An 18,726-nucleotide genomic window follows, 5' to 3' on the forward strand; every position below is an offset into this window, starting at 1 on the left:
TCCTAGACTCCGCTGCCCCGGCGCCCGCGGACCGCCGAGGCGACCGCCCAGCCGAGCCCACCCGCCGCGACCAGCACCAGGACCAGCTCCGGCAGGATCCCGAGGCGCGTGGCAGGCGTCTCGGAGGAACGCAGCGGCACCTTCTGGACCAGCGAGTCCGCGACGAACATCCCGGTGCGCTGCGTGATCTTCCCGTCCGGCATGATCACGGCGCTGACACCGCTGGTCACGGGCACCGTGACAGTACGGCTGTGCTCCACGGCACGGACCCGGGACATGGCCAACTGCTGGTACGTCATCTCGCTGCGGTCGAAGGTCGCGTTGTTGCTCGGCACCGAGATCATCTGCGCGCCGTCGGTGACGGTGTCGCGCACGGCCCAGTCGAAGGCGGCCTCGTAGCAGGTGGCCAGACCCACTTTGGTGCCGTCCAGGGTGAACACGCCCGCCTTGGTGCCACGGCTGAAGTCCTGGCGCACCATGGACGTCCAGTTCTTGTTGATCGCCCCGAGCAGCGAGCGCAGCGGAAGGTACTCGCCGAACGGCTGGACCTGGCGCTTGTCGTAGGTGTCGACGGGGCCCTTGGCCGGGTCCCACAGGATCTGCTCGTTGTAGAGCTTGCCGTCGCGCTCCACGACGCCGCCCACGGAGATCGGAGCGCCGATGGCCTTGGCCGCCTCGTCGATCACGGCACGCGCGTCGGCGTTGGCGAAGGGGTCGATGTCGGAGGAGTTCTCCGGCCACAGCACGAAGTCGGGCTGTGGGACCTTGCCGGCCTTGACCTCGGCTGCCAGACGCTCGGTCTCCCGCACGTGGTGGTCGAGCACGGCACGCCGCTGGGCGTTGAACTCGAGCCCGGCGCGCGGCACATTGCCCTGGATCACCGCCACGGTCGCCGTACCGTCCTCGGCCTTGTCACTGACCAGGGAGCGCGCGGCGAGCGCCCCCACCACGGGGACCGCCACACTCAGCAGCGCGGCCGCGGCGGCCGTGCGGCGTACGACTCCGCCGCCCCGCCTGTCGAGCACGAGACGCACGACCTCGTACAGCCCGAAGCCGCACAGCACGACCGCGAAGCCGAGCACCGGGGTGCCGCCCACCGCGGCCAGCGGAAGGAAGACGCCGTCCGCCTGGCCGAAGGCGACCTTGCCCCAGGGGAAGCCACCGAACGGCACACGCGCGCGTGCCGCCTCGCCCGCCGTCCAGACCGCGGCCGCCCACAGCGGCCACGCGGGGAGCCGGGACACCGCAGCCACGCCCACTCCCACGAGGGCGATGTACACCGCCTCCACGACGACGAGTGCCAGCCAGGGCCCGGAGCCGACCTCCACGCCGGTCCACACCAGCAGGGGCAGCAGAAAACCGAGGCCGAAGAGATAGCCGTGCCCGAGGGCCGTCTTCCAGGTCCGGCCGCGCAGGGTCCAGCCGAAGACAGCGAACGCGGGCAGCGCCAGCCACCAGAGGGTGCGCGGCGGAAAACTGGCGTAGAGCAGCACTCCGGAGAGCGCCGCCACGGCGGCCGGGACAAGACGCCGCACCCATCTGGCACCGCGGGAGACGGGCGGGGCCTGGGGTTCGAGCTGTTCCGGCTCGTCTACGGAGGTTGCGGTCGCGGTCACGCGGCGAGTCTACGGCGCGTGGTCGGACCCTCGACAGCACGGTTCGTCTGCTCCCGCGGGGCGCCGCCCACCCCTTTGCTGCATCGTTTCTGCGCAACTCATCCACAAATCGGCGCATCACCCGTTACGGTGTGCCGAGCTTCTGACGTACGGCCGGATGCGGCAGTGACGATCGGGGGCTCATGGGCTCATCACAGGTCGGGGGCGGTCGGGGTGGGTTCCACGGGAACGGCGTCCGCGGCCGATGCGGCGGCTGCGGGTGACAGACGCAGCGTTGCGGACGCCACGGGCATGTTCGTGCTCGGGACATGTGCCGCGTGGGCCCTGATCAGCGCGGCCGCGCACGGCGGCCGTCCCGAGGGAGTGCTGCTGGCCGTGCTCGCCGTCGCCGCCGGCTACGCGTCGGGGCGCATCTGTGGAGCGCTGCTGCCGGTCGCGGCCCCCGGCGTGGGCGCGGTGGCCGGACTCGGCCTCGCGCTCGCCGCTCCGCACGCCACCATGGGACCGCAGCTCCTCTCACCGCTCGGGCACACCGGAGCGACGGCCGCGCTGCTCACCCTTTCCACAGGTGCCGCCTGCTGCGCGGCCTGGGCGGCACGACCCTCGGGACTGCGGCTCACCCTGTGGCTGCTGGCCGTCGGCACGACCGTCGTCGCGGCGGTGCTGGGCTCGACAACCGGACTCGTGTCGTGCGCCGGAGTGCTTCTGTGCTCGCTCGCCGCCGGCCGGATGCGGCGACGCGCCCTGGGGCTCGCGGGGCTCGCGCTCACGGCGGCGCTGGTGACGGGCGCGACATGGGCGATCGCCGAGGACGTACTCCCGGACGGGCTGACCGTCTCGTTGGAGGGTCAGCTGACCGAGCACCGGATCCTGCTGTGGCGCGACGCGCTCGGCATGGTCCGGCAGGACCCGGCACTCGGCGCCGGGCCGGGACGCTTCGGTGAGCTGAGCCGGACGGCCGCGATGTCACTGCCGTCCGATGACAAACCGCACTCCGCCGCGTTCCAGCAGGCAGCCGAGCAGGGCGTGATCGGCCTCGCCCTGCTGGCGGGGGCGTTCTGCTGGATCCTGTACGCGCTCTGGCGAACGCCACGTCCGACCTCGGTCGCGCTGACGGCGGGCGCCGCCCTGACCGCACTGGCCGCCATCACCTCGGTCGGCAACGCCCTGAGCTTCACCACGGTGACGGCGGGGGCGGGCCTGCTGGCGGGGATCGCCACGGCGCGGCCCCTGATCCACATCAACCACGAGGTGACCACCGACGAGGCAGTCCGCAGACAGTCGTGACGCGAGGAGCCACGAACAAGGCGACTCCCCAGGGAGCCGTGACGCGCGGGGGGGCCAGGTGGGCCGAAAGGCGCGGGTGCAGCGAGCTGCGGGTTCGGCCAGGTGGGCCGGAAAGCGCAGCTGCAGCGGTCAGCGCGCGGCGGGCGCGCCCGGGCGCAGGCGGTCGCGGATGATGCGTACCGCCGCCTCCGCGTTGTCGACCGTGATCGTGAACGTGTGACCGTCCCCGAGGCGCAGCACCAGGCCCTCGCCGCGCCGGACGATGACGGCGGTGCCCAGCTCGGGCCGCCAGCGGTAACCCCAGCCGCCCCAGTGGCGCGGGGTGACCTGGGGGTCGAAGTCGGCGCCGACGACGTGTGACAGGGGGATACGGCGGCGGGGCAGGCCGATGTGACCGCAGCGCACTTCGAGGGAGTCCTTGTCGACCTTCACGGCGACATGCAGGAACGCGAGCGTGCCGAAGAGGATCAGCAGGCCGGCGGCGATGCATCCGACGACCGACATGATGAGCGGGGCGTTGTCGGAGGTCCATGCGGAGTCGACGGCCAGCTCGATACCGAGCGCCAGGCAGGCGGCCCCACCGAGGGCGGGCAGCCACTGGACGCGGTTGGTGGCGCGGCCCGTCCAGACTTCGGGTTGGGATGCGTTCTCGCCGTGGGGGTGGTCCCTCATGTCTATGAGACTACTCAGGTTTCGGAGTGCGGGTACCGGGTCGCACAGTGTCACTGCTCCGGGTGGACGGCAGGCGCACCAGGAGACGCGAGCGGTCACACAGGGTCACCTGGCGGGGCTGACCGCCTGCAGGAACACGCCTTCTTCGTAGGCCAGCGCGGGGGCGGGCAACGCGGACTCCAGCCCCCCGAGCAGCACCGTGAGGGAGCCGCCGGCCGGTGCCTCCGGAGCCGGGAGTTCACCGATACGGCGCAGCGCCTGGGCGGCCACCGCACCTGCCGAGCCGTGCAGGACGAGCGGCGGACGGCCCGGCTGCTGCACGGCCGCGCGGATGCGCTCGGCGACCAGCTCGTAATGGGTGCAGCCCAGGACGACGGCCCTTACATCGTCGGGCGTGCGCGCGGCGGCTGCGGCGATCGCGGCGTCGATGGCCGCCTGGTCGGCGTGCTCCACCGCGTCCGCGAGGCCGGGGCAGGGCACTTCGGTGACGGTCGCTCCGTCGGCGAACTCACGGATGAGGCCCCGCTGGTAGGGACTGCCGGTGGTGGCGGGCGTGGCCCAGATCGCGAAGGGTCCGCCCCCGGCCGCGGCGGGCTTGATCGCCGGGACCGTCCCGATCACCGGCACTCCTGGCTCCAGGCGGGCGCGCAGCGCGGGCAGGGCGTGCACGGAGGCGGTGTTGCAGGCGACGATCAGCGCGTCGGGTCCGTACTGCGCGGCCGCCTCGGCGATAGCGAGGGAGCGCGCTGTCACGTCCTCGGACGTGCGCGGCCCCCAGGGCACGCTCGCGGGGTCCGAGGAGAGGACGAGATCGGCGTCGGGCCGCAGTCGGCGTACGGCGGCGGTCGCTGCGAGCAGGCCGATTCCGGAGTCCATGAGCGCGATCTTCACCCGGTCACCATAGACGATCCGCCCCTGGGGACCGCAGGGGTGGGGCAGACTGCGGCGGGTGAGCGCCGTTGTGTGGATCGCTGTCGGATCGCTGGCCGCCTGGCTGTGGCTGCTGCTCGGCCAGGGCTTCTTCTGGCGTACGGACGTGCGGTTGCCGTCGCGCCGGGAGCCGGCCGAATGGCCGTCCGTGTGCGTCGTCGTACCGGCCCGGGACGAGGCGTCCGTACTGTCCGACAGCCTGCCGTCGCTGCTGGCCCAGGACTATCCGGGGCGGGCCGAGGTCTTCCTGGTCGACGACGGCAGCACTGACGGCACGGGTGAGCTGGCCCGCGAGCTGGCGCGCCGGCACGGGGGTCTGCCGCTCACGGTCGACTCCCCCGGTGAGCCGCCCGCGGGATGGACGGGCAAGCTGTGGGCCGTACGGCACGGAATCGGTCTGGCACGCACGCGTGAGCCCGAATATCTGCTGCTGACGGACGCCGACATCGCGCACGCACCCGACAGCCTGCGGGAGTTGGTGGCGGCGGCACGCACCGGCGGCTTCGATCTGGTCTCCCAGATGGCGCGGTTGCGGGTGGAGAGCGTGTGGGAGCGGCTGGTCGTACCCGCCTTCGTCTACTTCTTCGCCCAGCTCTACCCCTTCCGCCGGATCGGTGTGCGGGGGTCGCGGACAGCCGCGGCGGCGGGCGGCTGCGTGCTGCTGCGCACGGACGCCGCCGAGCGGGCGCGGATCCCCGACGCGATCCGGTACGCCGTCATCGACGACGTGGCGCTCGCGAGGGCGGTGAAGGGCACTGGGGGCCACATCTGGCTGGGGCTCGCCGAGCGCGTGGACAGCGTGCGTCCGTATCCGCGGCTGCACGACCTGTGGGGCATGGTCTCCCGCAGTGCGTACGCCCAGTTGCGGCACAATCCGCTGCTGCTCCTCGGCACCGTCCTGGGCCTGGCTCTGGTGTATCTGGTGCCGCCCGTCGCCCTCCTGGGAGGTCTTGCCGCGGGCGATACGGCCGTCGCGACGGCCGGTGGACTGGCCTGGCTGGTGATGACCGCGACGTATCTGCCGATGCTGCGCTACTACCGCCAGCCGCTGTGGATCGCTCCCCTGCTGCCGGTCACCGCGCTCCTGTATCTCCTCATGACGGTCGACTCCGCGGTGCAGCACTACCGGGGGCGAGGTGCGGCCTGGAAGGGCCGCACCTACGCGCGCCCGGACACCGCGGTCCTCGACGAGCGCTGACCGCTCACTTCCTGCCGGGGGTCCAGTTCATGCCCCAGCCGTAGGCGTAGTCGACGGTGCGCTGCGGGCTGACACCGCGCTCGGGGATCAGATAGCGGGCCTCGCGCTGGACGACGAGGTCGCCCCCGTTGTTCGTGATCAGCGCGAGGGCGCAGACCGTCGAGGGCACCGTGCACTCGTCGAGCGAGAAGTCGATCGGTGCGCCGTTCAACGGCTGGAGGGTGACCGTGGCGTGCAGATCGGCGAAGGAGCGCGCGCCTTCGTAGATGGTCACGAAGATGAGGATGCGCCGGAAACTCTGCTTGTGGTCGAGATTGACGGAGAGGTTCTCGCCGCTCGCCGTCCCGCCGGTGCGGTCGTCGCCGTCGAGATGGATGTACGGCGGCTGGTGCAGCGACCCGAAGGCGTTGCCGAGCGCCTGGACCACTCCCTTGCGGCCGTCGGACAGCTCGTACAGGGCGCACAGGTCGAGGTCGAGGTCCGCGTGCATGGCGACGGCCCGGCCGCGCTTGCTGCCCCACCCGGAGAACTGCTTGCGCACCTCCCAGTTGAGGTTGACCCGCATGGCACCGCCCGTGCCGCCCTGCTTGCTCAGGGAGACCGACGGGGACTCCTTGGTGAGCGTGACCTTGGTGAGACGGACAGGGGCCGGTGGCGCCGCGGGCGGGGCGGGCGGCGGAGCCATCACGGGCGGTGGCACGGTCACGGGCGGCGACACCGGGGGCGGACCGGCGACCCGGGTGCCGGGCGCGGGCGGGGGTCCGGCGGGCGACGCCTTCTGCTGCGGCTCGTCCACCGTGATCCCGTAGTCCGTGGCCAGTCCTGCGAGCCCGCTGCTGTAGCCCTGCCCGACGGCGCGGAACTTCCAGGCGCCCTGGCGCCGGTAGAACTCCCCGAGGACGAAGGCCGTCTCGACGGTCGCGGCGCTGTCGAAGCGGGCGATCTCGGTGCCCTGCGCGTCGAGCACGCGAATGTACAGCCCCGGGACCTGGCCGAACGTACCGCCGTCCGCGGAGGCGGCCAGCACGATGGTCTCGATCGCGGTCTCCACGCGCGCGAGGTCGGCGATCAGGGTGTCGGTCACCTGGCCGCCGCTGTCCGACTTGCCCTCGTGGCGCACCGCGCCGGAGGAGTGGGCCGGCTGGTTGTAGAAGACGAAGTCGCCGTCCGAGCGCACCTTGCCGGAGACCAGCAACAGCGCCGACGCGTCGGCGTCGGGAACGCCCGGCCCGGAACGCCAGCCGACTTCGACGCGCAGGGCGGCCGTCGGGACAGGAACGTTCGACCCCTTAGGCATTGACATGTACGCCCCCATAACCGTCTTCGCACCGAGCCATGCCTCGGGCAGCACCAGGGATCCGCAGGCACCCCGGATCCATTTTCGCCAAACCTATTCCTCCAGGCCGCGAACGCCCATGATCCGGAGCGGAAGATCGGTGACCAACCGACGGCAACCCGCCAGGAACTCGGCCTTTACACGATCCGAACGCCATCTGGTGCCCTTTTTTGCCGAGTTCGCTCGCATTGGGGATCCCACGTCACTGCCGACACGGAAAACAACCCTCTTATCGGTCTCCCCAACCAGCACATCGTGGGCTTAACTTATGTGCCATGACCTCCCCCCGCTCCACCTATGGCGGCGGTTACTACTCCGCGCCGTCCTTCCCGGACACCCCGATCTACGACTCCCTCGTCGCCGAACGGGGCACCCCTCAGATCGCCCCGATCCGGGTCCCCTCCGCGTACGACACGGGCAGTCATCTGCCCGCGCTGCCGTCGGCTCTCCCCGCGCTGCCGGCCGGACCGTCCCAGCACGCTCCCGTCTACGGCTATCCGCAGGCACAGCAGCCCGCTCCGCTCCAGCAGGCTCCCGCCGCCTACATCCCGCAGCAGCCGGCGGGCCCCCGCGGCTACCCGGGCCCCCAGGCCCAGCAGCCCCGCCCGATGGCAGGCGGCACCGGCTACGAGGCGATGCGCCCCGCGGCTCCCCGCCCCGCCCCGGCGCCCTATCAGGACCCGTACAACAACGGCCAGCAGTACCGCGGCTACTGACCGGCCCTGATCCTGCGGAGCTGAGGCTGTCGGTGCCTGCTGGCACCATGGCCTCATGTCGAACCCAGTGCTGCACGCCATTCATGTCCACCCGGTGAAGTCGCTGCGGGGCCTGGCGCCCCGAGCGGCCGTGGTGGAGCCTTGGGGGCTGGTCGGCGACCGGCGCTGGGCAGTGATCGACGAGGCGGGCAAGGTCGTCACCCAACGCCAGCATGCGCGCCTCGCATTGGCCGCCGCCGAGCTGTTGCCCGGCGGCGGCATTCGGCTGTCCGGACCCGGTGCCGACCCGTTGACCGTCGAGGTGCCCGAGCCGGGCCGCACGACAACCGTGACGTGGTCGGGCCAGAAGATCGAGACGGTGGCCGCCGACGCGTCCGCGGGTGCGTGGTTCAGCTCGTTCCTCGGTACGAAGCTGGGCCTCGTCCATCTCGACGATCCGGCCACCCGCCGCCACATCGACGACGCACCGCACTCGCTCCCGGGCGAGACCGTCAGCCTCGCCGATCAGTACCCCCTGCTGCTCACCACGCCCGCATCGCTCGACGCCCTCAATTCCCTGATCGCACAAGGTGATCATGCCGACGAGGGCCCGCTGCCCATGAACCGCTTCCGCCCGAACGTGGTCGTCGAGGGCACAGCCGCCTGGGACGAGGACGACTGGACGCGCATCACGATCGGCGAGGTCACCTTCCGCGTCGCCAAGATGTGCGGGCGCTGCGTCGTGACCACCACGGACCAGAGCACCGCCGAGCGCGGCAAGGAACCGCTGCGCACCCTCGGCCGCCACCGCCGCTTCGGCGACGGGCTCGCCTTCGGGCAGAACCTGGTCCCGGAGTCCGTCGGCACGGTCAAGGTCGGTGATCCGGTCAAGATCCTGGAATAGTTCCGCCAAATTCTGGTCGCCATGGCAAAGATCCGCTTCTGAGGCGTGTGTATGGGGAACCCGGGTAGCGAGCACGGCCGTTCGCACGGCGTGAGCAGTTTCCGAGACGGGACGAGAGATCGTCGGGTGATTTCGCTCTCTCTTCCCCCGGCTCACGCGTGGACGGCCGTCGGCCGGGTTATCACGGAGGCGGAAGGGGGTGCGGACGGTGCGAGCAATCGGCGGACTCTGGCGCTGGCGACACAATCCACTGCGCCGGACGACCGATCTGGTCGAGGCCTGGATGGCGCTCGCCGCCATCCTGCTGATCCTTGTCACCGGACCTCTGATAGGCACCGTCGTGGGCACCGCCGCCCACAGCGCCCTTCAGGAGTCCGTGCGCGAACAGCTCCGCGCCGGCCACGAGGTGACCGCCACAGTGGTGAGGAGACTGGGCCGCTCCCCACTCGACCCCGACCCCGAGACCTCTTCGGCGCGTGACGCGCACAATCGCGTCCTGGCCGACTGGACCGCCCCGGACGGCACGGCGCAGCGCGGCTCGGTCCTGGCAGGTCTCAAGACCCCGCGTCCCGGCGATCACTTCGCCCTGTGGACCGACGTGCACGGCCGCATGCTCAACCGCCCGCTGGACGCCGCCACCGCGACAACGCACGCCGTGCTGGCCGGATTCGGCGCGGCCGCCGCGACCGTGGGACTCGTCGAGGCCGGCAGGCGGCTCGTCGTCTGGCGCATGGTCCGCCGCCGGTACGCCCGTTGGGACCAGGCATGGGAGAAGGCCGGCCCGGACTGGGGCAGGACCGGCACCGGCAGCTGACAGCCTTTCCGCTCCGGTCAACCCACCGCGCCCGCGCACGCTACGGTGGACCGGCCGAACTGTTCGGCACCTTCGTGAGAGGTCGTCCTCGGTCTTCGACAAGATCGGTCTTCGGCAAGATCAAATCCCCGTCCGGGGGATCGGATCTGCGACATGATGCAGTCGACCACTCAGGACCCGCGTACGACTAGGTGGGGGCACAGCAGCGCCATGGCACAGGGCACGGTCCAGGTGACGCACACCGGCACGTCGCGGTGGCGGCGCCGTACAGGTGAGTACGCATCGCTCGCCGCCGCTCTGGAGGCCGCGGGCGAAGGCGACGTCCTCACTGTCGCCCCCGGCACCTACCGGGAGAACCTCGTCGTCCAGCAGGCGGTGACGCTGCGCGGCCCGGAGGGCTCGCCCGGCTCGGTGCGCATCGCGCCGATCGACGGGGTACCGCTCACCGTCTGCGCCTCGGCGGTGGTCCAGGACCTGTACGTGGAGGGCCAGGACGCGGCCGCCCCCGCGGTTCTTGTCGAGGAGGGCACACCGGAACTGCTGGACCTGCGGATCGTCACCCGGTCCGCGGCCGGGATCGAGGTGCGCGGCGGCGCCCGCCCGACGGTCCGGCGGTGCACGGTCGACAATCCCGCCGGCATCGGCATCGCCGTACTCGACGGCGGCGGCGGGGTGTTCGAGGAGTGCGAGGTCGTCGCGGCCGGCCAGTCAGGTGTCGTCGTGCGCGGGGGTGCTCATCCGCGTCTCGAGCGCTGCCGGGTGCACCATGCCTCGGGCGCGGGCCTGTCGGCGACCGGGGAGAACTCGTCCCTGGAGGCGGTCGGTTGCGAGGTGTACGAGGTCAAGGGTTCCGGTGTGCAGGTCACCGGGCGGGCCACGGCGCACCTCACCGACTGCGATGTGCACCGGACGACCGCGGACGGCGTCACGCTCGACACGGACGCCGTCCTCACTCTCGCCGACTGCCGCATCCACGACATCCCCGAGAACGCGGTCGATCTCCGCTCGCGCTCGGTGCTCACGCTGACGCGCACCACGGTGCGCCAGTTCGGCCGCAACGGCCTGTCCGTGTGGGACCCGGGCACGCGCGTGGACGCCAATCAGTGCGAGATCTTCGACAGTACGGGCGACTACCCCGCGGTGTGGGTCAGCGACGGCGCGACCGTGGTGCTCGACGCGTGCCGGGTGCACGACGTGCCGGACGCCCTCTTCGTCCTCGACCGCGGCTCCCGGGCGGACGTCGTCGACAGCGACCTGTCGCAGGTGCGCAACACGGCCGTGTCGGTCAGCGACGGCGCCACCGCGCAGCTCGACGACTGCCGGGTCCGGGACGCGGCGACGGGCGTCTGGTTCCGCGACCACGGCAGTGGCGGCACCCTGTCCGGCTGCACGGTGGACGGCGTCCAGACCGGCGTGATCGTCACCAAGGGCGCGGACCCCACCCTCGAGCGCTGCACGGTGGATTCACCCGCGGAGGCGGGCTTCTACGTGTCCGCCGGTGGCCGGGGCAGCTTCCACAACTGCCGGGTCACGGGCAGCGGCGGGTACGGGTTCCATGTGATCGACGGCTGCCGTACGACGCTGAAGAAGTGCCGCACGGAGCGGTGCGCGCGGGGTGGGTACGAGTTCGCTGAGGGCGGCCCGGGCACGTCCGGCGGAGGCCCGGTGGTCGAGGACTGCACGAGCGACGAGAGTGCGGGCCTGCGCTCCCCTGCGCACGAGACGGCCGTGGAGACAGCGGGCCGGCCCGGTCTCCTCGGCGCCATCCCGGGCCAGCGCACCACCGAGCAGGAGCCGCTCGCCGTACCGGCCGAGGGGCCGGAGCAGCCCACGCGCCCGTCGAAGGCCGTCCTCGGTGAACTCGACACGCTGGTGGGCCTGGAGAGCGTCAAGCGCGAGGTCCGTGCGCTCACCGACATGATCGAAGTGGGCCGCCGACGGCAGGAGGCGGGCCTCAAGGCGGCCTCCGCACGGCGCCATCTGGTCTTCACGGGCTCCCCCGGCACCGGTAAGACGACCGTCGCCCGGCTGTACGGCGAGATCCTGGCGTCGTTGGGCGTGCTGGAGAAGGGCCACCTCGTCGAGGTCTCCCGCGTGGACCTGGTGGGCGAACACATCGGCTCCACCGCGATCCGCACCCAAAAAGCCTTCGACCGGGCGCGTGGCGGTGTGCTGTTCATCGACGAGGCGTACGCGCTGTCGCCGGAGGACTCGGGACGCGACTTCGGGCGCGAGGCGATCGACACGCTGGTGAAGCTGATGGAGGACCACCGCGAGGCCGTGGTGGTGATCGTCGCGGGCTACACGGCCGAGATGGAGCGGTTCCTTTCGGTCAACCCCGGTGTGGCGTCCCGTTTCTCACGGACCATCACCTTCAGCGACTACGACCCCGGAGAACTGCTGCGGATCGTGGAGCAGCAGGCCGAGGAGCACGAGTACCGGCTGGCGCCGGGCGCGTCGGAGGCACTGCTGAAGTACTTCACGGAGATCCCGAAGGGACCGGCGTTCGGCAACGGCCGCACGGCACGGCAGACCTTCGAGGCGATGGTGGAGCGGCACGCCGGGCGGGTCGCCCAGCTCGACGAGCCGAGTACGGACGATCTGACCCTGCTCTACTCGGAGGACCTGCCCGAGCCGTCCTGAGGGTGATCGGCCTCCCCCGCGTGCGTGGGCTCTTCGGTCGCCCGTGCCCGCGGCGCCGGCACCTCCGCTCTGAGCCGCGCGAGCAGCCGCTCCCGCTCCTGCGCGAACGCCGGATCCGCCTGGTAGTCGCCGTGCCCGAGGATCGGGGCGGGCAGCGGGTGCTGCTCGGTGCGGCCGTAGGCGAGCGGGTCCTTCAGAGGCTCACGGTCGACCTGCGGGCCGCAGTCCCCGGGCAGTCGCATCGGGCCGCCGATGGGGTCCGTGCGGCGGTACAGATTGCGCCAGCAGTCGACCTCTCGATGCAGGGAGGTGAGGGCGGCCGGGCCGAAGTGGGCCGGGAACCACCGCCCGTACAGGCGCTCCAGCGGCGAGCCGTAGGTGAGCAGGGCAACGCGCTTGCGGACCGCGGGCTTCAGCTGCCAGGCCGCCGCGGCCGCGAGCACACTGCCCTGGGAGTGCCCGGAGATGACGAGCCGGCCGCCGGTGGCTCGGGTCCAGGTCGCCATGCGCCAGGTGAGGTCGGGCACGGCACGCTCGGCGTAGCACGGGGGCGCGAAGGGGTGGGCGGCGCGGGGCCAGAACGTGCCGACGTCCCAGAGGATGCCGATGGTGCGCCGCGCGGCGGCGTCCTTGTAGGCGCGACGGCCCCAGGTGACGAACAGTATGAAGCCGAGTCCGATCAGCCAGGACCCGAGCGTCTGCGCGGTCTGGGCGGTGCCCTCGACGAAGGCGTACGAGCCCTTCGCGGCCTCCCCCGGCGCCTTGTCGGTGGTCGCGGCGCCCACCAGGGCCATCGCGCCGAGGAACAGCGTCGCCGCGGAGGTGATGCCCACGATCCGCGGCGCTCGGTCGGTGAGGGAGGCACGCGCGCGCGTGCTCGCGATGCGACGCGTGCGTGCCGTGTCCTTGGGCTCGCCCCGGTAGTCGAGTTCGACCGATGCCATCTCCGCGCGCCGCAGCTGCCGGGTGCGCCAGGCCAGCCGGCCGACCAGGGCGAGGACGACGAGCAGCACGGGTGGGATCACGGACGCCTGCCAGGTCAGCAGCACCGGCGGACTCACCAGCGCGTCCCTGGTGCCGTCCAGCCAGTCGGCGACGCGCTGGGCCACGCCTCCTGACATCACGCCGCCCAGCGCGCAGGCGAGCATCGCGACGGCGGGCCCGGCCAGTCCGCGCATCGCGGTGCGGGTGTCGGGGTGCGTGCGGTACAGGGCGTGGGCGACCACGGCGAGGGCGATGACGAGCAGGCCCTGGCCGAGGGCGATGGCGCCGAACGTCGTGTCGCCCGGCAGCCGCCCCGTCGACCGCCAGCCGGCCCGTGACCACCCCGCGTACAGCATGGTGAGGACGAGGAAGGCGATCGAGCCGACCGGCAGCCAGCGGATGAGGTTCTCGTCCAGCTGCCGGTCGACGCGGTTCTCGCTGCGGCCCCTCCGGCATACCACCCAGACCACGATGAGGGCGCCGACCACCAGAGCCACCTCCAGCAGCCGACCCAGGAGGTCCAGGAGGTCGGACCCGCCGGACCCTCGGTCGTAGCGGGCTGCCGAGGTGCCGACCGCCGCCGCGACGGTCAGGAACCCCGCTGCGGTGTGCGCGGCGCGCAGCCGGGCGACGAGCCGGCGCCCGTACCAGAACCCGGGCCGCCCGAGACCGGTGCGCCCGGTCTCCTCGTCGGGTTCGGCCCGGCGGGACATGGGCTGCTGGGACTCGTACGCGCTCCAGGTGCGGTGGGACAGATACCAGAGCAGGCCGGTGACGGCGGCCGGTACCAGACCCGCGAGGGCCAGTCGGCGGCCGGGCAGGCTCCACCACCCGTCGTCGGAGACGGCCGGCGACAGGAAACCGAGCCAGGTGTGGTCCTCGGCGCACCCGCGCGTGCCCGCGCACTGCCAGGCGGTCAGGTCGAGGGCCACCTCGCAGGCGGCGGCCACCAGGAGCACGGTCAGCGTGAGGCCGGTGAGGCGCACCAGCAGCCCGTACAGCCGTACCGTCCGCTTCCGGTCGCGTGCCGTGGGGCGCATCCAGTGGGCCAGGTTGACCACCATGAACGGCAGCAGCAACAGCCACAGGGCTCGGGCGCTGTTGCCGGAGGTGAGGTTGCACCAGACGTAGGCCTCGCGGACCGGCTGAGCCTGATGGCCGGCGGGGCGGGCTTCGGCGTCGGCGTCGTCGGTGCGGCGGTAGACGGCCGCTGTCTCGTCGCCGGTGATCCGCACCGTGCGCGGGTCGTCGAGCATCTCCTGGGGTGTGGTGCCGCCGACGCCGTGGACCAGCAGTTCGAGGGCGGTCTCGGCCACCGCGGGCCGCGGTAAGGAGCCGGCGTGCTCCCCCGTCGAGGTCTGGAGGGAGTCGCCGCGCTGCCCTGTCGACGTGTGTTCCCGTGCACGCTCCACTGTTCTGCACATCCCCCGTGCTACGCGCTGGCGTGTGTCATGTGCAGGCTCAGGATCTCCGCTCGCGAGGCGGCTCACACCTGTGGCCACGGAATCTCCCCCATACGTGTGACATCAACCGATGCGGCCTGTGTGCGGGCAGTGGCGCAGCTGTCGCACAGCCGTGCAAGGATGGGACGTCCTGCGGACCTCGGACGGGGAGAATGTCCTCGTGGGAGGGCGTTCGGACGGTGTGTCGGACGTGCTGAGGCGAAAGGAACCGGAGCGGACGTGAGCGAGAATCAGAACCTCCTCGCGGAGCAGCGGCGCGCCCTGATCCTCGATGAGGTGCGGCGCCGCGGCGGGGTCCGGGTCAACGAACTGACCCGAAGGCTCGGCGTCTCCGACATGACGGTCCGCCGCGACCTCGACGCCCTCTCCCGGCAGGGCGTGGTCGAGAAGGTGCACGGCGGCGCAGTCCCGGTGGTCGAGGCGAGTACGCACGAGCCGGGCTTCGAGGCCAAGTCGGGGCTCGAGCTGTCCGCCAAGGAGGACATCGCGCGGGCCGCGGCCGAGCTGGTCGCACCGGGCACGGCGATCGCGCTCTCCGGCGGTACGACTACGTACGCGCTCGCCCATCAGCTGCTCGACGTGCCGGACCTGACCGTGGTCACGAACTCGGTGCGGGTCGCCGACGTCTTCCACTCCGCGCAGCGCGTCGCGGGCCAGCGCCAGGGCGCGGCCACCGTGGTCCTGACGGGCGGGGTGCGCACGCCGTCCGACTCGCTGGTGGGTCCGGTGGCCGACCAGGCGATCGCGGCGCTCCACTTCGACGTGCTGTTCCTCGGCGTGCACGGGATATCGGTCGAGGCGGGTCTGTCGACGCCGAACCTGGCGGAGGCCGAGACCAACCGGCGTCTTGTGCAGTCCGCACGGCGTGTCGTCGTGGTCGCCGACCACACCAAGTGGGGCACGGTCGGCCTGAGTTCGTTCGCCGCACTGGATCAGGTCGACACCCTGGTCACCGACGCCGGGCTGCCCACCGAGGCGCGCACGGAGATCGCGGAGCATCTGACGCGCCTGGTGGTGGCCGGCGAGCCCGCGGACGCTACAGACATCTGACGGACCGCCAGCTATGGTGACGCTGCCCGCGCCGCCCGATGGCGCGGTGCGGCACCGGTCACCGCTCGTTTCCGCCCGGGATCCGTCCCGCAAGGGGGTTTCGTCCATGGCACGCCGTCTGCGCCCAGTGGGACTCGATTTCGCCGAGACCGCTCCGCTGCGCCTGGTGTTCGCGCACGAGGTGGCCGCACCTCCCGAGGCGGTCTTCCGCGCCCTGGCAGAGGACGTGCCCGGCTGGACCGAGTGGTTCTCGGCGGTCAGATTCGCCCAACCCACCGAGGACGGCACGGGGCGCGAGATCCGGCTCAAGGGCGGCACGCGGTTCCAGGAGACCGTCCTCGCGGCCGACGCGCCCCAGGTGTACGCGTACCGGGTCGACGTGACGAACGCTCCCGGCGCGCACGCGCTCCTTGAGGAGTGGCGGCTGACGCCCGACGGCACGGGCACACGCGTGCAGTGGACCTTCGCCGCCGACGGGGGCGCGCCCTTCCGGCTCGCCCTGACCCTGGGGCGGGCGGGCCTCGGCCGGGCCTTCCGGGGCGCGGTCACGGCCCTGGACCGGCGCCTGGCGTCGACGCACGCCTGAGGGGGCTGCTCCGGCCCGGCTCACGGCCGGGTGACCGGCCGCGTCACTCCGGCCAGATCCCCGTCCGCAGCAGTGACTCGATCGCCGCCGTGTAGGGCGCGATGTCCAGGCCCTGCTCGGCCAGCCACGCGTCCGAGTAGTACTTGTCGAGATAGCGGTCCCCGGGGTCGCACAGCAGCGTCACCACGCTCCCCGTCCGTCCCTCCGCCACCATCTCGGCCACGATCTTCAGCGCGCTCCACAGGCCGGTACCGGTCGAACCGCCCGCCTTGCGGCCGATCCCCCGCTCCAGAGCCCGTACGGCGGCCACGCTGGCGGCGTCCGGGACCTTCATCATCCGGTCGATGGCGCCGGGCACGAAGCTGGGCTCCATGCGCGGGCGGCCGATGCCCTCGATGCGCGAGCCGCAGTCGGTCGTGACGGCCGGATCGCCGGTGGTCCAGCCCTCGAAGAAGCACGAGTTCTCCGGGTCGGCGACGCAGATGCGGGTGTCGTGCTGCATGTAGTGCACGTACCGCGCGATGGTCGCCGAGGTGCCGCCGGTGCCGGCCGTGGCGACCACCCACGCCGGCTCGGGGAAGCGCTCCAACTCCAGCTGGCGGAAAATGGATTCGGCGATGTTGTTGTTTCCGCGCCAGTCCGTGGCCCGCTCGGCGTAGGTGAACTGGTCCATGTAGTGGCCGCCGGTCTCCACCGCGAGGGCGGCGGACTCCTCGTACATCCTGCGGGAGTCGTCCACGAAATGACATCGGCCGCCGTGGAACTCGATCAGCCGGCACTTCTCGGCGCTCGTCGTACGGGGCATGACGGCGATGAACGGCACGCCGATGAGCTTCGCGAAGTAGGCCTCGGAGACGGCGGTCGAGCCGCTGGACGCCTCGATGACGGGGCGACCGGGCCGGATCCAGCCGTTGCAGAGACCGTAGAGGAACAGGGAACGGGCCAGCCGGTGCTTGAGGCTGCCGGTCGGGTGCGTCGACTCGTCCTTCAGGTACAGGTCGATGCCCCACCGCTCGGGCAGCGGGAAACGCAGGAGATGCGTGTCGGCCGAGCGGTTGGCGTCGGCCTGGACCTTGCGTACCGCTTCTTTGAGCCAGCTGCGGTATTCCACGTCCGTGTGGTCGACGTCGAGTGTCTGGCCGGTTCGGGTCTGTTGGGGCGTGCTCACGGCGGGGCTCCTCACACATCGCTCCGACGCCGGTTCACCGGGTCGGACACCTCGATCATAGGCACCTTCCGCACGCTTCTCACCTGCATAAACACTCCTTTGAGCAGCCCAAAGGCACCCCTGGGGGAGAGCTCGGGCGACTACGGGGGGCGCATCCCGGCGAGTGCTCCCGCCGACCCCGGGAGCTACGTCATGCGCACTGGTGCTCGACGCCGGGTGCGGGCAGACTGCACCGCACGGGCAGGGGTCCGAAGTGGGGATGCTTCACCGGACCACGGCCGTGCGGGACCATGACGGAGCGACAGCCGCAACGCACAAGGGGGCGGGGCACCATGGCGGAACCGGAGTTCACGGCCACGGGCGTGCAGATCGGAAAACGGCTGCGCTCGCTCACCCGGGCCGGACAGGTCCGGATCAGCGATGGCAGGCTGGAGTTGCTCACCAGTTACGGCAGTGAGATCGACAGCGCGCCGGTCCAGGCGGTGCGTGCGTCGAAGCCCTGGTTCGCCCATGACGACCGGGCGTTGGCCGACGTCAACGGCACCCGCTATCTGCTCACCCTCGGAGACCACGACCCCGCACCCGGAAAACCGGGGCCGCCCTCGGCGCGCCGGTTCATCGAGGCAGTACGCAAGGCGGCGGGGCGCACCGGCTGAAGGTGCCGCGAGTTGCAGGACCGCATCCCCTGAGTCACGCTGTTCTCACATCACTCTGGGTTTACCGGCGATAACGCTGCGAACCAGCCCGCCGGCCACTACAGCAGGCGGTCGTTTCACGCAGCCACCCGCTGGATCCGATCTCCGTCTTCTTCCGGACCTCAATTCGGGGAGTCGCAGCCGTGATCAGCCAGCCAAGCAGGCATTGCACGGTGGAGCTCCAAGCCCTGCCGTCGCGGATCGGCCAGGTCCGCAGAATCGTATCTGCGCAGTTGCGCTACTGGCATTTGGACCCCTTGATAGACCGGGCAGCGCTCGGTGTGACCGAACTCCTGACCAACGTTCACCGGCACGCCGAGCCCGACAAGACGTGCACCGTGGAGATCGAGCTCCTGCTCGACCGGCTCACGGTCTCGGTGCACGACAACGACCCACGTCTGCCCATGGTGGAGAAGGCCGAGCCCTTCGCCACCTGCGGACGCGGCCTGGCCATGGTCGCCGCGATGAGCGAGAGCTGGGGCGTGCGGCCGAACGGAGAGTCGGGCAAGGTCGTGTGGTTCACCCTTCCGGCGTCCTCCACGGCACTCGCCCCGCCGAACCGTCCGCCCTACGGCACCTCCCGCGAGGCACCCGCCCGCAGGTTCGGGGCCGATGGGCGCAGGCCCGAACACGCTCCCGCCCGGTCCGCCGTTGCCGGCTGACCGGGCGGTGACCTCCGCCGCGT

General features: G+C 71.7%; 16 protein-coding genes. 10 read left to right on the forward strand and 6 right to left on the reverse strand.

What is annotated here, in order from left to right; translation table 11 throughout:
• Positions 1–2: 2 nt before the first annotated feature.
• Positions 3–1,616 carry an apolipoprotein N-acyltransferase gene (lnt, locus tag ACFWM2_RS09490; protein ID WP_383275302.1) on the reverse strand — a complete coding sequence of 538 codons (1,614 nt, stop codon included), beginning with the start codon at positions 1,614–1,616 and terminating at the stop codon, positions 3–5.
• Positions 1,617–1,907: 291 nt separating this feature from the next.
• Here lnt and ACFWM2_RS09495 point away from each other — a divergent pair, with 291 nt between their 5' ends.
• Entirely contained in the window at positions 1,908–2,903 is a 996-nt protein-coding gene (locus tag ACFWM2_RS09495; RefSeq protein WP_383275305.1) for an O-antigen ligase family protein, read from the forward strand.
• Positions 2,904–3,032: 129 nt separating this feature from the next.
• Here the strand turns inward: ACFWM2_RS09495 and ACFWM2_RS09500 are convergent, their stop codons facing one another.
• Together ACFWM2_RS09500 and ACFWM2_RS09505 are read right to left on the reverse strand one after the other, a co-directional pair.
• Positions 3,033–3,575: a hypothetical protein gene (locus tag ACFWM2_RS09500; protein WP_383275308.1), complete on the reverse strand. Its 543-nt coding sequence runs from the start codon at positions 3,573–3,575 to the stop codon at positions 3,033–3,035.
• Positions 3,576–3,680: 105 nt separating this feature from the next.
• Complete coding sequence (locus tag ACFWM2_RS09505) at positions 3,681–4,466, reverse strand: glutamate racemase (protein ID WP_383275311.1); 786 nt, start codon at positions 4,464–4,466, stop codon at positions 3,681–3,683.
• Between the two features lie 58 nt (positions 4,467–4,524).
• Here ACFWM2_RS09505 and ACFWM2_RS09510 point away from each other — a divergent pair, with 58 nt between their 5' ends.
• Complete coding sequence (locus ACFWM2_RS09510) at positions 4,525–5,703, forward strand: glycosyltransferase (protein ID WP_383275314.1); 1,179 nt, start codon at positions 4,525–4,527, stop codon at positions 5,701–5,703.
• Between the two features lie 4 nt (positions 5,704–5,707).
• Here the strand turns inward: ACFWM2_RS09510 and ACFWM2_RS09515 are convergent, their stop codons facing one another.
• Complete coding sequence (locus tag ACFWM2_RS09515) at positions 5,708–7,000, reverse strand: TerD family protein (RefSeq protein ID WP_383276482.1); 1,293 nt, start codon at positions 6,998–7,000, stop codon at positions 5,708–5,710.
• A gap of 314 nt (positions 7,001–7,314) precedes the next feature.
• Between ACFWM2_RS09515 and ACFWM2_RS09520 the strand changes: the two genes are divergently transcribed.
• From ACFWM2_RS09520 to ACFWM2_RS09535, 4 genes are all read left to right on the forward strand, one after another.
• Positions 7,315–7,755 (forward strand): DUF6643 family protein, encoded by a 441-nt coding sequence (locus ACFWM2_RS09520; protein ID WP_383275317.1) that lies wholly within the window; start codon positions 7,315–7,317, stop codon positions 7,753–7,755.
• A 55-nt stretch (positions 7,756–7,810) separates the two neighbouring features.
• Positions 7,811–8,638, forward strand: a complete 828-nt coding sequence (locus ACFWM2_RS09525) for an MOSC domain-containing protein (protein WP_383275320.1) — start codon at positions 7,811–7,813, stop codon at positions 8,636–8,638.
• A gap of 208 nt (positions 8,639–8,846) precedes the next feature.
• Entirely contained in the window at positions 8,847–9,452 is a 606-nt protein-coding gene (locus tag ACFWM2_RS09530; RefSeq protein WP_383275325.1) for a hypothetical protein, read from the forward strand.
• A gap of 210 nt (positions 9,453–9,662) precedes the next feature.
• Positions 9,663–12,095, forward strand: coding sequence for a right-handed parallel beta-helix repeat-containing protein (locus ACFWM2_RS09535; RefSeq protein ID WP_383275328.1), 2,433 nt, complete (start codon positions 9,663–9,665; stop codon positions 12,093–12,095).
• Here ACFWM2_RS09535 and ACFWM2_RS09540 read toward each other — a convergent pair.
• Positions 12,065–14,335, reverse strand: a complete 2,271-nt coding sequence (locus ACFWM2_RS09540; RefSeq protein WP_383276485.1) for a hypothetical protein — start codon at positions 14,333–14,335, stop codon at positions 12,065–12,067. The two genes, ACFWM2_RS09535 and ACFWM2_RS09540, sit on opposite strands and share 31 nt — an antisense overlap.
• Before the next feature lie 426 nt (positions 14,336–14,761).
• On the opposite strand from ACFWM2_RS09540, the gene ACFWM2_RS09545 reads away from it, so the two are divergent.
• Both ACFWM2_RS09545 and ACFWM2_RS09550 read left to right on the forward strand, forming a co-directional pair.
• Positions 14,762–15,592 carry a DeoR/GlpR family DNA-binding transcription regulator gene (locus ACFWM2_RS09545; RefSeq protein WP_383275331.1) on the forward strand — a complete coding sequence of 277 codons (831 nt, stop codon included), beginning with the start codon at positions 14,762–14,764 and terminating at the stop codon, positions 15,590–15,592.
• Between the two features lie 106 nt (positions 15,593–15,698).
• A complete protein-coding gene (locus ACFWM2_RS09550; RefSeq protein WP_383275334.1) occupies positions 15,699–16,178 on the forward strand; it encodes an SRPBCC family protein in 480 nt (159 codons plus the stop codon).
• Between the two features lie 43 nt (positions 16,179–16,221).
• Here ACFWM2_RS09550 and ACFWM2_RS09555 read toward each other — a convergent pair whose 3' ends face one another.
• The gene (locus ACFWM2_RS09555) at positions 16,222–17,346 is read right to left on the reverse strand and encodes a PLP-dependent cysteine synthase family protein (RefSeq protein WP_383275337.1); all 1,125 of its coding nucleotides are present in this window, start codon (positions 17,344–17,346) and stop codon (positions 16,222–16,224) included.
• 332 nt (positions 17,347–17,678) lie between these two features.
• Between ACFWM2_RS09555 and ACFWM2_RS09560 the strand changes: the two genes are divergently transcribed.
• A complete protein-coding gene (locus ACFWM2_RS09560; RefSeq protein ID WP_383275340.1) occupies positions 17,679–18,002 on the forward strand; it encodes a hypothetical protein in 324 nt (107 codons plus the stop codon).
• A 182-nt stretch (positions 18,003–18,184) separates the two neighbouring features.
• On the forward strand, positions 18,185–18,703 hold the full coding sequence (locus ACFWM2_RS09565) for an ATP-binding protein (protein ID WP_383275343.1): 519 nt from the start codon (positions 18,185–18,187) through the stop codon (positions 18,701–18,703).
• The last annotated feature ends 23 nt before the right edge of the window (positions 18,704–18,726 follow it).

It is taken from the genome of Streptomyces sp. NPDC058371 (assembly GCF_042723265.1).
In the GTDB taxonomy this organism is placed as follows: domain Bacteria; phylum Actinomycetota; class Actinomycetes; order Streptomycetales; family Streptomycetaceae; genus Streptomyces.